General features: G+C 68.3%; 10 protein-coding genes. 1 reads left to right on the top strand and 9 read right to left on the bottom strand.

Annotated elements, in window-relative coordinates; genetic code table 11:
- Window positions 1-18: 18 nt before the first annotated feature.
- Genes AC1DRO_RS00440 through AC1DRO_RS00430 form a run of 3 tightly spaced genes read right to left on the bottom strand, consistent with a single transcriptional unit; the run spans window position 19 to window position 3,026 of the window.
- The gene (locus AC1DRO_RS00440; protein ID WP_476949388.1) at window positions 19-855 is read right to left on the bottom strand and encodes an alpha/beta fold hydrolase; all 837 of its coding nucleotides are present in this window, start codon (window positions 853-855) and stop codon (window positions 19-21) included.
- Window positions 856-864: 9 nt separating this feature from the next.
- Entirely contained in the window at window positions 865-1,740 is an 876-nt protein-coding gene (locus AC1DRO_RS00435; protein ID WP_476949387.1) for an alpha/beta fold hydrolase, read from the bottom strand.
- Window positions 1,741-1,751: 11 nt separating this feature from the next.
- Window positions 1,752-3,026 carry a CapA family protein gene (locus tag AC1DRO_RS00430; protein ID WP_476949386.1) on the bottom strand — a complete coding sequence of 425 codons (1,275 nt, stop codon included), beginning with the start codon at window positions 3,024-3,026 and terminating at the stop codon, window positions 1,752-1,754.
- Window positions 3,027-3,108: 82 nt separating this feature from the next.
- Here AC1DRO_RS00430 and AC1DRO_RS00425 point away from each other — a divergent pair, with 82 nt between their 5' ends.
- Window positions 3,109-5,121: a M3 family metallopeptidase gene (locus AC1DRO_RS00425; protein WP_476949385.1), complete on the top strand. Its 2,013-nt coding sequence runs from the start codon at window positions 3,109-3,111 to the stop codon at window positions 5,119-5,121.
- 168 nt (window positions 5,122-5,289) lie between these two features.
- On the opposite strand, the gene pdxS is transcribed toward AC1DRO_RS00425, so the two are convergent.
- The 6 genes from pdxS to AC1DRO_RS00395 form a co-directional block, all read right to left on the bottom strand.
- On the bottom strand, window positions 5,290-6,216 hold the full coding sequence (gene pdxS / locus AC1DRO_RS00420) for a pyridoxal 5'-phosphate synthase lyase subunit PdxS (RefSeq protein ID WP_476949384.1): 927 nt from the start codon (window positions 6,214-6,216) through the stop codon (window positions 5,290-5,292).
- Window positions 6,217-6,424: 208 nt separating this feature from the next.
- Window positions 6,425-7,063 (bottom strand): phosphatidylinositol phosphate synthase, encoded by a 639-nt coding sequence (pgsA, locus tag AC1DRO_RS00415; RefSeq protein ID WP_243177342.1) that lies wholly within the window; start codon window positions 7,061-7,063, stop codon window positions 6,425-6,427.
- Window positions 7,056-7,676: an HIT family protein gene (locus AC1DRO_RS00410; RefSeq protein WP_476849327.1), complete on the bottom strand. Its 621-nt coding sequence runs from the start codon at window positions 7,674-7,676 to the stop codon at window positions 7,056-7,058. Before AC1DRO_RS00410 ends, pgsA begins: the two co-directional genes overlap by 8 nt.
- A gap of 19 nt (window positions 7,677-7,695) precedes the next feature.
- Complete coding sequence (gene thrS, locus AC1DRO_RS00405) at window positions 7,696-9,705, bottom strand: threonine--tRNA ligase (RefSeq protein ID WP_476949383.1); 2,010 nt, start codon at window positions 9,703-9,705, stop codon at window positions 7,696-7,698.
- A 129-nt stretch (window positions 9,706-9,834) separates the two neighbouring features.
- Window positions 9,835-13,347 (bottom strand): DNA polymerase III subunit alpha, encoded by a 3,513-nt coding sequence (locus AC1DRO_RS00400; RefSeq protein ID WP_476949382.1) that lies wholly within the window; start codon window positions 13,345-13,347, stop codon window positions 9,835-9,837.
- Window positions 13,344-13,679, bottom strand: a complete 336-nt coding sequence (locus AC1DRO_RS00395; RefSeq protein WP_476949381.1) for a DUF6504 family protein — start codon at window positions 13,677-13,679, stop codon at window positions 13,344-13,346. Before AC1DRO_RS00395 ends, AC1DRO_RS00400 begins: the two co-directional genes overlap by 4 nt.
- Between the last annotated feature and the right edge of the window lie 77 nt (window positions 13,680-13,756).

The following is a 13,756-nucleotide window of genomic DNA, read 5'->3' as shown; positions in this document are numbered from 1 at the left end:
CATCGGCCCCGCCTGCCCTCATCGGCTCCGGACGAAGGCCAGGACGTCGCGCGGCACCCGCCGGCTCGATCCCGCCCGGATATGGCCCCATCGTTCGTAGACGATCAGGGTGCAGTCTGGAATCAATTGCGCGGTCTCCTCCGCAACCGTCCTCGGGAAGAACGCGTCCCGGCCGCCGCAGAGCAGCAGGACGGGCGGACGAATGAGCGGCAGTACCGCCCGCGCATCGAACGTGAACTCGGCCCGCGCCTCCGTCAGCACGTCCGCGGCGGGGCATCCGGAGGGGTCCAGCACGCGCCGGCCGACGACAGGTCCCAGCAGTTCCCGCAGCCAGCGGGTCCGCGGCCCCGGGAAGAGGTACTCGGCCAGGACCGTCCCGGCGCGGCCTGCGTCTCCGGCAGCGACGGCGGCGGCCATCCGCTCGTCCACGTCTTTGCCCCACGCGCTCAGTTCGGCCGCCGTGACCACCATCGCGATGTGCCCGAAGGACTGGGGATGGCGGGCGGCCAGGTACTGCCCGATCATCCCGCCGAATGACTCGGCCACCACCAGGCCGACCCGGCCGCCGAACTCCTCGGCGATCAGCCGGGCGTAGTCGTCCGCCATGTCGGCGCTGGTGTGCGACGCCGGCATGTTCCGCCGGCGGGTGACAATCCAGATGGCGTACCCGGCCTCCTGATAGGCGGCAAACTCCCGCCGGAACAGTCCGCGCAGCACCCCCTGGGGCACGAAGCTCCCCGGTCCGCCCTGGACGAACAAGAGCGTCTTCGGGCCCCGGCCCCACGTCAGGTATTCCATCCCGTTGCTGAACGTCCCGCTCCGGGATTCCCGATCCCGCCGGTTTGCCCGGGCCATGACGCCGGCCTACGGTGTTATCTGCGTCGTCGGCTGCGGCATCGGCTGCGGCTGCCGGAGCAGCTCCGCGAACTCCGCCGGCCGGGATGCCGGCCACCAGTGGCCGCTGTCCACCCGGATCACCGTGAGATCATCCACCCAGGAATCCAGTCCGTCCACGAGGTCCGGCGACAGGAAGGAATCCTTCAGCGGCACCACCACCTGGACGGGCAGCGTCACGCGGCCGCCGGCCGGCCAGTTCACCGCCGAGAAGAAATTTGCGCGGTAAAGGGCCAGGCCGCGGATGGGATCATCGCCGACGTCGCGCTTGGCCGTCTGCCCGTAGCGTTTCGTGAGGAAGAGGCGCCAGGCGGCCTCCGGCAGCTTCGGTACAAGGAACGCGGCGATGTACCAACTGCGGGCCAATTGTCCGGCCAGCTGCGGCCACGCCCGGGGACGTGCATACCGGCTCCGCACCCAGCGGGAGAAGTGCCGCAGGTCGGGGCCCGAGATGGACGTGTACCGGCCGATCAGGCCCGCGGCCCGGGGGTCCTGGACGGCGGCCCAGCCCTGGATCGAGCCCCAGTCATGGCCCACAAGATGGACATCCGCGGCTCCGACGGTGGCCAGCACGGCGAACATGTCATCCACGAGCGTCTTCAGGGTGAAGTCCCCGGGGAGGCCCGTGACGACGGACGCGCCCGCGTTCCGGGTGTCGTAGGCGACTACGTGGTAGCTTCGGGCCAGATCACGGATGGCCGGCAGGAAGACCTGATGATCGTCCGGATAGCCGTGTACCAGCAGCAACGTGGGCACTTCGGGACCCGGCTCCCTGCCATACTCGAAGACGGCAAGCTCGGCCCCGCTGGACGCGACGGTGCGCCGCCGTTCGTTGATCATCTCCATGCCGCCCAAGCTTAGGGCCCCGGGGTGAGAATCAGCTCATGGGCGCCCGCCGCCGCGGCGCCCATCGACTCCAGCACGGCCGTGGTGCGCCGGCGCGTGGCCGCGTCCGCCGCCGTTCCGGCGCAACGGCCCTGCGGCGCGTCGGCCGCCACCGAACACCAGCGGTAGGGTCCGCGGACTATTACCGACGGCGCCCAGGCCAGGTCCGAGGCGGCCCAGGACCCGGCCGCGTCCTGGCTGAACTGCACCCGGACCAACAGGCCCTCGTTGTTGACCACGAACGAGGGCGAGAGCTCGGTGATGCCGTTGCCGAGCCCGTACACAATCCAGGTTCCCTTGTACTTCTCGATCGGCAGCACCGAGTGGCTGTGGTGGCCGTAGACCAGGCTGAACAGGCCGCTGTCCACGAGCGCATGAGCGACGTCGCGCTGCTGGGTGTTGGGCTCGGCTAAGTACTCTTCCCCGGCGTGCATGACCCCCAGCACGATGTCCGCGCCCAAAGCCCGGGCCTTGCGTGCCTTGGAAATCATGGCATCGGGATCGAGCAGGTCGACCTGCCAGGGCTGCTCGGCGCGCAGCCCGTTGAGGCCGTATGTGGCATCAATGACGGCGATTTTGGCCGCGGCGGTCTGCAGGATCAGGATGCCCTGGGACTCTACCTCGGTTCGGTACGAGCCCGTGTGCCGGAGTCCGGCGGCGTCGAGGACGTCCAGGGTGCGGATGAGTCCCGCGGTGCCGCGGTCAACGGTGTGATTGCTGGCGGTCGTGCAGGCCTGATAGCCCACGCCCCGCACGGCGGTGATGATCTGCGGCGGAACGTTGAAGGAGGGATACCCGGAGAACGGTCCGCCCGGGCCGGCCACCGGGGTCTCCAGATGGCAGATCGCCACGTCGCTCTGCTCGATGTAGCGCCGCTGGCCCTCCAGCAGCGGCCCGAAGTCCAGCCCCGCGGCGCCGGCGGCGCGGGCGTCCTCGCGGGCCTGCTGCCAGAGCTGGGGGTGGACCAGCATGTCCCCGGTGACGAGGACGGAAGTGCACCGGGCGGCCGCACAGCCTGGACCCTTCCCGGGCGTCGGCGTCGGTGTGGGTGTCGGTGTCGGTGTGGGCGTCGGGGTGCCCGACGGCGGCTGGGCAACGTCGGATGTTCCGCCGGTACCGCCTGCCGTGGGACCCGGGGGGTTATCCGGCCCGGCGAGGAGTCCGCAGGATGCCAGCAACGACGCGAGAACAACGGCCGTTGCTGCGGTCAGGATCCGGCCCCGCGGCCCCGCGGTCGTGTTCTCCATGCCGCTCATCCTATGGTGGGCGGCATCACAACACACGGAGGCGATCGTTGAGAAGCGGCCGCCTGCATGAAAGAGTCATTTCATGACCAATCCCCTCCTGAGCCCCAGCACCCTGCCCTATGGACTGCCGCCGTTCGCGGATATCGACGACGCGCACTACGCCGAGGCCGTCGAGACCGGCCTGGCCGAGCACCTTGCCGAAATCCAGGCCATCGTGGACACCCCGGCGGCCCCGACCTTCGAAAACACGGCCCTCGCCATGGAACGCTCCGGCCGGCTCCTGGACCGGGCCGCCGCGTCCTTTTTCACGCTGGTGTCCGCAGACGCCTCAGACACCATCCGCGACCTCGAGACCCGTCTGTCCCCGCTCTTTGCCGCCCACCAGGACGCCGTCTATCTCAACCGCGGGCTCTACGAGCGCTTCGCGGCGCTGGACGCAGCGGTCCTGGACGCGGAGTCCGCCCGGCTCGTGGAGGAATACCTCAAGGAGTTCCGGGCCTCCGGCATCCAGCTCGACGACGCCGGCCAGGAGCGCCTCAAGGAGGTCAACGCCGAACTTTCCCGGCTCGGCACCGAGTTCGGCCAGCGCGTCAAGGAGGGCATGAAGTCCGCTGCCCTGCTGCTGGATGACGCCGCCGACCTCGCAGGCCTGCCCGCCGACGACGTCGCCAGCGCCGCCGAGGCCGCCCGGACCGCCGGGCACGAGGGAAAGTTCCTGCTGACCCTGATCCAGCCGAGCAACCAGCCTGCCATGGCCGCGCTGGCGAACCGGGAGATCCGCCGTCGCCTCTACGAGGCCTCCATCGGCCGCGGCAGCGACGGCGGCAGCTTCGATGTGCTCGACCTGGTCAAGGACATGGTCCGGCTCCGCGCCGAGAAGGCCAGCCTTCTCGGGTTCGCGAACTTCGCCGAACTTAGCGTGGACCGGCAGACGGCACCGGACTTCCAGGCCGTTCAGGCAATGATGAGCCGGCTGGCCCCGGCCGCCGTCCGCAATGCCGACGCAGAGGCCGAGGCACTGGCCGGGGCCGCCGGCCACCCCCTCGAGGCCTGGGACTGGGCGTATTACTCTGCCAAGGTCAAGCGGGAGCGGTATGCCGTGGACGAACAGGCCCTGCGCCCCTACTTCGAGCTGGACCGGGTTTTGAATGATGGTGTGTTCTTCGCGGCGAACGCCCTGTACGGCGTCACCTTCCACGAACGCGCCGACCTCGCCGGCTACCACCCGGACGTGCGCGTCTGGGAGGTGAAGAATTCCGACGGCACGGACCTGGGCCTGTTCCTCGGCGATTACTACACACGGGAGACGAAGCGCGGGGGCGCGTGGATGAATTCCCTCGTGGAGCAGTCAGGGCTCTTGAACACCCGACCCGTGGTGATCAACAACCTCAACATCTCCAAGCCGCCGGCCGGCGAACCCACCCTGCTGACGCTGGACGAGCTCCGCACCACCTTCCACGAGTTCGGCCACGCCCTGCACGGCCTGTTTTCCGCCGTCACCTATCCTCGGTTCTCCGGCACGAACGTGCCGCGGGACTTTGTGGAATACCCTTCGCAGGTCAACGAAATGTGGATCATGTGGCCCGAGGTCCTGGCCAACTATGCCCGGCACCACGCCACCGGTGAGCCCCTGCCGCAGGAGACAGTGGACAAACTCAACGCCGCCCAGCTCTGGGGCGAAGGCTTCGGCACCACCGAATACCTCGGCGCTGCCCTGCTGGACCTGGCGTGGCATGTCCTGGACGGCTCCGACATCCCGGATGACGCCGTCGAGTTTGAAGCGAAGGCGCTGGCCGCGGCCGGCGTGGCGCACAGCCTGATCCCGCCGCGCTACCGGACCGGCTACTTCCAGCACATCTTCGCGGGAGGCTGGTATGCCGCCGGCTACTACTCCTACATCTGGAGCGAGGTCCTGGACGCTGACACCGTGGAATGGTTCAAGGAAAACGGCGGCCTCAGCCGCGCCAACGGCAATTTCTTCCGCGCCGAACTGCTTTCCCGCGGCAACAGCCGGGATCCGCTGGAGTCCTTCCGCGCCTTCCGCGGCCGGGACTCGGATCTCGCGCCGCTGCTGAAGCGCCGCGGCCTCGACTGACCCCTCACAGAGCGAAGGCGGCCGGCCACCTAAGAAGGTGACCGGCCGGCGTCGTACTTAATACTTTGGCGACAATTGCGCCCGACTCTCTTGGCCTAATAAGAGAGACTGCAGAGGCTCCATGGACGAGGCGCCTTGGCGCCGAGTCTGTGGAGAATCAGTCGAACGTTACCAGCCGCGCTCGGCGAGGCGGTGCGGCTGCGGGATCTCGTCGACGTTGATGCCGACCATGGCCTCGCCCAGGCCCCGGGAGGCCTTGGCGATCTCGTCCGGGTCGTCGTAGAACGTGGTGGCCTTCACGACGGCGGCGGCACGCTGGGCCGGGTTGCCGGACTTGAAGATGCCGGAGCCGACAAACACGCCGTCGGCGCCGAGCTGCATCATCATCGCGGCGTCGGCCGGGGTGGCGATGCCGCCGGCGGTGAACAGCACCACCGGGAGCTTGCCGGTCGCGGCAACTTCCTTGACCAGTTCGTACGGGGCCTGCAGCTCCTTGGCCGCGACGTAGAGCTCGTCCTCGGCCATGCCGGCGAGCTTCTTGATCTCGGCGCGGATCTGGCGCATGTGCGTGGTGGCGTTGGAGACGTCGCCGGTGCCGGCCTCGCCCTTGGACCGGATCATCGCCGCGCCCTCGTTGATCCGGCGCAGGGCCTCACCGAGGTTGGTGGCACCGCAGACGAACGGAACGGTGAAGTTCCACTTGTCGATGTGGTTGGTGTAGTCSGCCGGGGTCAGGACCTCGGACTCGTCGATGTAGTCCACGCCGAGGGACTGCAGTACCTGCGCCTCGACGAAGTGGCCGATCCGGGCCTTGGCCATGACGGGCACGGACACGGACGCGATGATCTTGTCGATCATGTCGGGATCGGACATGCGGGACACGCCGCCCTGGGCGCGGATATCGGCCGGAACGCGTTCCAGCGCCATCACGGCCACGGCACCGGCGTCTTCGGCGATGCGGGCCTGCTCGGCGTTGACGACGTCCATGATGACGCCGCCCTTGAGCATCTCAGCCATGCCGCGCTTGACGCGGCTGCTGCCCGTGACGTTCTTCGCGGACGCGCCGGCTTCGCTGCTTACATCAGGTGTAGACACAAAAACCCCTATGGGTAGATAGATGACCTCGCCGGGGCGCGGACGGCACGTTCATGCCGCGTCTCGCACACACCGGATTACCGGATCCATTGGCCGGTAAAGCTAATACTATCCCCCGGCCGGGGCGCGGCAGAATTCGGGTTACAGCAGTCGAATCTCGCGCGGGGACTGGGATTCGGCGCGGCCGCCGGGGTGCCGTGTGGCGCCGTCAGGCGGGACGTTCCGTGGCGGTACCTTCGGGTTCCGCCAGCGACTGGCGGTGCACTGTCACGATGCGCTGGATCACCGTCACCAGGCTCGCTGTCGCGAGCAGGCACAGCGTCACGAAGAGCACCACCGGGGTCAGGCCCAGTCCGGTGAGCCCCGTGACCACCAGCACGGACACGAGGCGCTCGGCGCGCTCGGCGATGCCCACGTTGGCGTGGAAGCCCAGGGCCTCGGCCTTGGCCCGCGCATAGGAGACCACCATGCCGAGCACCAGGCAGAGAATGGCGGCGACGGCGATGGCCGGGTTGGCGCCGCCGGTGAAGAACCAGACGGCGACGCCGGCGAACAGGGCGCCGTCGGCCACGCGGTCAAGGGTGGAGTCCAGGAAATTGCCCCACCGGCCGCCGCGCTGCTGCATCCGGGCCATGATGCCGTCAATAACGTCGGAGAAAATGAACGCCGTGATGAACACGGTCCCCCAGAAGAGCTGCCCGAGCGGGTAAAACACGAGAGCGCCGATCACGACGCCGAGCGTGCCGACCACGGTCACGGCGTCGGGAGAGACCCCGATCCTCAGCAGCCAGCGGGCAACCGGGGAAAACAGGGCGGTGAAGAAGCCCCGGGCGTGCCTGTTAAGCATCCTTCTCCCCGGCTGTGTCCTGCGGCGCGGGCATTTCCTGCGGCCATGCGTCGGCGACCTGCTGACGGACCTCACCGAGGGTCTGCGTGACCGCCTTGGTCTGGGCAATGATGGGGAAGAAATTTCCGTCACCGCCCCAGCGCGGCACCACGTGCTGGTGCAGGTGGCCGGCGATGCCCGCCCCGCCGGTGACGCCCTGGTTCATGCCCAGGTTGAAACCGGAAGGGTTGGCGACTTTGCGCAGCACCCGCATGGCCGTCTGGGTCAGTTCGGCAAATTCCGCCGTTTCCTCGACCGTGAGGTCCGTGTAGTCCGGGATGTGCCGGTAGGGGCAGACCAGCAGGTGGCCCGGGTTGTACGGAAAGAGGTTCAGCACCACGTAGCTCGTCCTTCCCCGGTAGACGATCAGGGAGTCCTCATCGCCCCGCTCGGGCGCGGCGCAGAACGGGCAGTCGTCCGGGTTCTTGAACTGGTGCTGGCCGCCCTTAATGTACGCCATCCGGTGCGGGGTCCACAGGCGCTGGAAAGCGTCCGGGACCCCGGCCAGGCTGAAGTCGTCCGTCACGGCGTGGTCGCCCGGATACTCCGGCCCGGCCCCTGTGGTTTCCTGCACGCGCTGCCCTTCCGTCTTCCTAGCTGGTCCGGTTTCGGACAGCGTCGACGATCCGCTGCACGGCCTCGGACACGGGCACGCCGTTGTCCTGGCTGCCGTCGCGGAAGCGGAAGGACACGGCACCGGCCTCGGCGTCGTCCCCGCCGGCGATCAGCACGAACGGGATCTTGTCCTTGCTGGCCGTGCGGATCTTCTTCGGGAAACGGTCCGAGGAGATGTCCACCTCGGCGCGGATACCGGCCGCTTTGAGCTGGTCCACGACGTCGAACATGTAGTCGTTGAATGCCTCCGCCACCGGGATTCCCACCACCTGGACCGGTGCCAGCCAGGCGGGGAAGGCACCGGCGTAGTGCTCGGTGAGCACGCCCATGAAGCGCTCCACCGAGCCGAACAAGGCGCGGTGGATCATCACGGGCCGCTGCCGGGTGCCGTCGGCGGCCTGGAACTCGAGTTCGAACCGCTCGGGCAGGTTGAAGTCCAGCTGGATGGTGGACATCTGCCAGGTCCGGCCGAGCGCATCCTTGGCCTGGACGGAAATCTTGGGGCCGTAGAATGCGGCTCCGCCCGGATCCGGGATGAGCTCGAGCCCGGAGGCTTCGGCCACCTCGGCGAGGGTGCGGGTGGCTTCGTCCCATGTGGCGTCGTCGCCGACAAACTTGTCCTCGTTCTTGGTGGAGAGCTCGAGGTAGAAGTCGTCCAGGCCGTAGTCCTTGAGCAGGCCCAGGACGAAGTTCAGCGTGCTGGTGAGCTCATCCTTCATCTGCTCGCGGGTGCAGTAGATGTGGGCGTCGTCCTGGGTCATGCCCCGGACGCGGGTCAGGCCGTGCACCACGCCGGACTTCTCGTAGCGGTAGACCGAGCCGAACTCGAAGAGCCGCAGCGGCAGTTCGCGGTAGGAGCGGCCGCGGGACCGGAAGATCAGGTTGTGCATGGGGCAGTTCATCGGCTTGAGGTAGTAGTCCTGGCCGGGCTTGCGCACGGTGCCGTCCTCGTTCAGTTCCGCGTCGATGTGCATCGCCGGGAACATGCCCTCGCGGTACCAGTCCAGGTGGCCGGAGACCTCGTAGAGGTGGCCCTTGGTGATGTGCGGGGTGTAGACGAAGTCGTAGCCGGCATCGACGTGGCGCTGGCGGGAGTAGTCCTCCATGGCCTTGCGGATAATGCCGCCCTTGGGGTGGAAGACCGGCAGACCGGAGCCGAGCTCGTCCGGGAAGGAGAACAGGTCCAGTTCCGCGCCGAGCTTGCGGTGGTCGCGGCGCTCGGCCTCGGCAATGCGCTCCTGGTAGGCCTTGAGCGCGTCCTTGGTGGGCCAGGCGGTGCCGTAGATGCGCTGCAGCTGCTGGTTGTTCTGGTTGCCCAGCCAGTAGGCGGCCGAGGAACGGGTCAGGGCAAAGGCGTTGGAGATCAGCTTGGTGTTCGGCAGGTGCGGGCCGCGGCACAGATCGCACCAGACGCTGTCGCCGCTCTTGCGGTCCACGTTGTCGTAAATGGTGATGTCGCCGGCGCCGACCTCAACGTTGACGCCTTCTCCGGCCTCGGCGGCGTCATTCTTCCTGCCCAGCAGTTCGAGCTTGTAGGGCTCGTCCTTCATCGCTTCGCGGGCCTCGTCCTCGGACACCACGCGGCGCACGAACTTCTGGTTCTGGTTGATGATCTTCTGCATCATCTTTTCGAGCTGGCGGAGGTCTTCCGGGGTGAACGGTTCCGCGACGTCGAAGTCGAAGTAGAAGCCGTCCGTGATGTAGGGGCCGATGCCGAGCTTGGCGTCGGGGCGCAGCTGCTGCACGGCCTGGGCCATGACGTGGGCCGTGGAGTGGCGCAGGACGTTGAGCCCGTCCGGGGAATCAATGGTGACGGCCTCGACATTGGCGTCCTCGGGAAGGGGCTGGTCCAGGTCCTTCAACTCGCCGTTAACGCGGGCCACAACGACGTCGCGGCGCTCAAAGAAGAGTTCCGCGCCGGTGGTCCCGGTAGTCACCTTGGTCTCTTCGCCGTCGACGAGAAGGGTGATCTGCTGGGCATCTGACACGGGTGTCTCCTATTCAAAGTTAAGGCTTCGTAGCTTGTGGCGTACGGGGACCACAGCCAGCCTCGTCCATGCTATCGGTTTCTCCAGAGGCCAACCAACGCGCCACGAGCGAGCCGCACCGCCGTCCGGTCAGCCGCCCAGCCCGGTGATGGCGAGGTTCCTGCTGATCCCGTCCAGGGGGCCGGGCAGGGGGCCGGACAGGTAAGGCTCCTGCCGGCCGGCGGCGCTGGGAGCCGATGCCGGGAACGGGAGGGTCTCCGGGCGGCTGAGGTCCCAGGCCATGGAGGCGCTGATGCTGATCCCCCGCGGCCCGGTCCGGCGGGTGGTGCCGCGGATCAGGAGCAGGCGGGTGCCGAACAGCAAGGGTCCGGACTGCTCCTGTGCCTCGTGGAAGAACACCGAATCCACGCAGCCCGTGCCGTCGTCGACGCTGATGAACACCACCCGCCGGCCACCCCTCATGGGCGGGGTCTGGGTGGCCACCCGGACCCCGGCAACCAGCACCTCCGTGCCATTGCGCAGTCCCAGCAGCTTGTCCGCGGTGGTGACGCCCAGCCGGTCCAGCAGCGGGCGGTGGCTGGTCATGAGGTGCTCGCTGACGTCCACGGCCATCAGGTCCAGTTCCGCCCGGACGTTATCCACCATGCTGGGCGCGGGCAGTGCCGCCTTGAGGTTCGTCAGCTCCACGTCCCCCAGCGGCAACGCCAGCTGGCCCTCAATGACTTCCACGCCCTTCCGGAAGGGGCGGGCCTGGAGTTTCTGCAGGTGCTGGACCAGGTCCGCCCGGTTGGCGTCTCCCCCGGACGCCCGGTGCAGCGAATCGAAGGCGCCCAGCTGGGCCAGGCGCTGGATGCTGGGCCGGCTGAGCCGCGACCTCGCCCGCAGGTCCGCCAGCGAGTCGTAGGGCTGGCCGGCCACAATCCGTTTCAGCTCGGCGCCGGAGAGCCCGAAGATGCCGTTCAGGCTCAGCCGGATGCCCAGCCTGCCCCGGTCCGGCCCGGATTCCACCCGCTCCACCCGGTACTCGGCCTGGCTCCGGTTGATGTCGAGGGGAAGGATGGGGATCCCCAGCCGGCGGGCCTCGGCCACGAGCAGGCGTTTGGGGTACATTCCGGGGTCGTGTTCCCAGAGCCCGGCGAGGAACGCCTCCGGGTGGTGTGCCTTCAGCCAGGCAGACTGGTAGGTGGGCACGGCGAAGGCGGCTCCGTGGGCCTTGCAGAACCCGAAGCTGCCAAAGGCCTTGAGCGTGCCCCAGACCTTGTCCACCACCTCGGGACTGTAGTTCCGGGCACGCGCCTCCTTCCGGAAGAACTCCTCCACCCTGGCTTCAAGCACGTCATTGCCGAGGGCACGGCGGAATTCGTCGGCCCGCGCCAGCCCGCACCCGGTCATGACGTCGAAGGTCTTGAGGATTTGTTCGTGGAAGACCGTGACCCCGTGGGTCTCTTTCAGGACAGGCTTGAGGTCGGGATGCGGGTAGACCTCGGGGGCGAAGCCGTGCCGGTGCTCCAGGAAGGGCCGGACCATGTCGGATTTCATCGGCCCCGGGCGGAACAGCGAGATGTCAATGATGAGATCGTTGAATTCCCGGGGGGCCAACTTGCCGATCAGTTCGCGCTGGCCCGGGGATTCGATCTGGAAGCAGCCCAGGGTGTGGGTGCTCCTGATCAGCTCATAGGTGGGCTCGTCATCGAGCGGGACCGCGTTGAGGTCGATGTGCCCGTCCCCTGAGATGTAATCCGGGCCCGTCCCGTCCGGGCCGGCCGGATGCGCGCCGGCGGCCACCACCTCGGCCTTGGAGGGATGCAGACGGATCACTTCCCGGACGGCGAAGGCCATCGCGCTCTGCATCCGGACGCCAAGGACGTCGAGTTTCAGCATGCCCATGGGGTCCATGTCGTGCTTGTCGAACTGGCTCATGGGCAGGCCCAGGCCACTGGGCTGCACGGGGGTGCGGTCCAGCAGGGTGGCGTCGCCGAGGATGACCCCGCACGGGTGCATGGAGATGTGGCGGGGCAGCCGGTCCAGCCGCTCCGTGAGGTCCACCAGCAGGTCCAGCTGCTGGTTCTCGGAGAAGCCGCGCTGCTCCACCCGGTCCGCGAATTCCTTCAGCTCGGGTTTCTCCACAAGGGCTTCGCGGAAGTGCCGGGCCGAGAACCGCCACAGCTGCTTGGCGATTTCCCCGACCTCGCCGTCGTCCATGCCCAGGGCCAGGCCGGCGTCGCGCACGGCACCGCGAGCGCGGTAACCGTTCTGCATGCTCATCAGCGTGACGCGCTCGGCGCCGAAGCGCTCAAAGATCTTCCGGTAGACGTTGTGCCGTTCGGCGCTTTCGACGTCGATGTCGATGTCCGGCAGCGTGGCACGGTCGCGGGAGAGGAAGCGTTCAAAGATGAGGTCGTGCTGGAGCGGGTTCACCTGGCTGATGTCGATCAGGTAGTTGACCAGGCTGGAGGCGCCCGAACCGCGCGCGGCGGCCCGGACGCCCAGGGCCAGGATCATCCGGGAGACCTCTGCGACGGTCAGGAAGTACGAGGCGAAGCCCAGCGAGTCGATGATCCGGAGCTCGTGCTCCAGCCTGGTCCGCAGCTGCTGTTCCCGCTGCCCGGAAATGCCCGGGAAGCGGCGGCCGATGCCGGCCTCACACCGCAGGGTCAGTTCGGCGAGCGCGTCGCCGTCGATCCCGATCACGGATGCCTCCGGGACCACGGGCTGTTTCCAGCCCATGTCGGCTTCCGGATCCATGCGGCAGCGGTCCGCGAGCGCCTCTGTCTGGGCCAGGAGCCGTTTGAGGTCCGCTGTGCCGTAGCCGGCGGCGTGGATGATCTCCTTGCCCAGCTGCAGCATCCGGGCCGCCGATTTGAGCCAGCCCTGCCCGTTGGGCTGCAGCAGCGGGGCGGCGGAGAGCTCGGGGAGGGATTTCAGCGTCCGGGCCGAGTCCAGCACATCGGCGGTGGCCGCGCCGTCCTCAGCCACGTACCGCACGGCGTTGCTCAGCACGGCGGGCACCCCGTGTTCTGCGGCGAGTTTGAGCATGCGCACCGCGTGGGCGGTGCTCAGCGGTTCCCCGGGCGGGCTGAGCTGGGACACAACCTCTGCCGCCAGCGTTCCGGGGGGCATGGCGTCCAGCCAGCGTTTGAACAGGGTGCGGGGCCGCAGGTAGCGCCGGCCGCCCATGGCCCGGCCGACGTCGGAGTCCGGGCCGATCAGCACTGTCAGGACCGGCTTCAGGGTGTCCGGGTGCAGGGTGCGGGAGGCCAGTTCCGCACGGGTGACGGCCACCGGCACTATTCCCTGCGCCTTGCCCGTGGTGCGGGCGTGGGCGTCGGAGATCAGCCGGCACAGCGCCCGGTAGCCGGCACCGTTGTTGTGTCCGTGCGCCAGCACGAGGACGCGGCCACCAAGCTGGGTGCGGTGGTCGCCGTCGTCGTCAAAGACCGCAAGGTCCACCCCGACGATTGCATCCAGCCCGGCTGCCATGCACGCCTTCAGGTGCTTGACGGTTCCGTACAAGCCGTCGCGGTCCGTGCAGGCCAGCGCGGTGGCACCGTCAGCGGCGGCCGCGGCGGCAAGTTCATCCGGCCAGGAGACGCCATAGTGGGCGCTGAACGCGGTGGAGACGTGCAGATGGGTGAAGCTCATGCTGATTCGGGCTTCCGGAGGGGCTGCAGGGCGTCGTGGATCTTCAGGAGCCGCCACCGGCCGCTGCCGACATGCCGGGTCAGGTCAAGGGTGAGCGAGGAATCCGCGGCGTGATCCCCGGCCGCACGCACCTGGACCCGCCAGATCTCATGATCCACCAGGCCCGGCCCGCTTCCCAGTGGCGCCCGGCGTTCCTCGGCCCACCACTGGCGGCGTTCGTACCAGCGGACGGGGTCAGCGCAGACCGTGTAGCGCCGGCCGGCCCAGTCGAGGCGCAGGGGCTGGCCGGAGGGCGTGCAGACGACATCCACGGACTCGCTGAAAATACCCACGTTGCCTCCCGACCCAGTCCGGGCTGGAGCCGGCCCAGTCCCCGCTTCGACTTCCTACGTCCATTCCGCTTCCGGCG

The sequence above is a fragment of the Arthrobacter sp. P4_F11 genome, from assembly GCF_056401395.1.
This window is presented reverse-complemented; position numbering and strand designations above follow the sequence as displayed.

Bases quoted from the DNA above. Each gene is read 5' to 3' on its own strand.
- AC1DRO_RS00440 (WP_476949388.1), bottom strand. From the start codon at position 855: ATGGCCCGGGCAAACCGGCGGGATCGGGAATCCCGGAGCGGGACGTTC.
- AC1DRO_RS00435 (WP_476949387.1), bottom strand. From the start codon at position 1,740: ATGGAGATGATCAACGAACGGCGGCGCACCGTCGCGTCCAGCGGGGCC.
- AC1DRO_RS00430 (WP_476949386.1), bottom strand. From the start codon at position 3,026: ATGGAGAACACGACCGCGGGGCCGCGGGGCCGGATCCTGACCGCAGCA.
- AC1DRO_RS00425 (WP_476949385.1), top strand. From the start codon at position 3,109: ATGACCAATCCCCTCCTGAGCCCCAGCACCCTGCCCTATGGACTGCCG.
- pgsA (WP_243177342.1), bottom strand. From the start codon at position 7,063: ATGCTTAACAGGCACGCCCGGGGCTTCTTCACCGCCCTGTTTTCCCCG.
- AC1DRO_RS00400 (WP_476949382.1), bottom strand. From the start codon at position 13,347: ATGAGCTTCACCCATCTGCACGTCTCCACCGCGTTCAGCGCCCACTAT.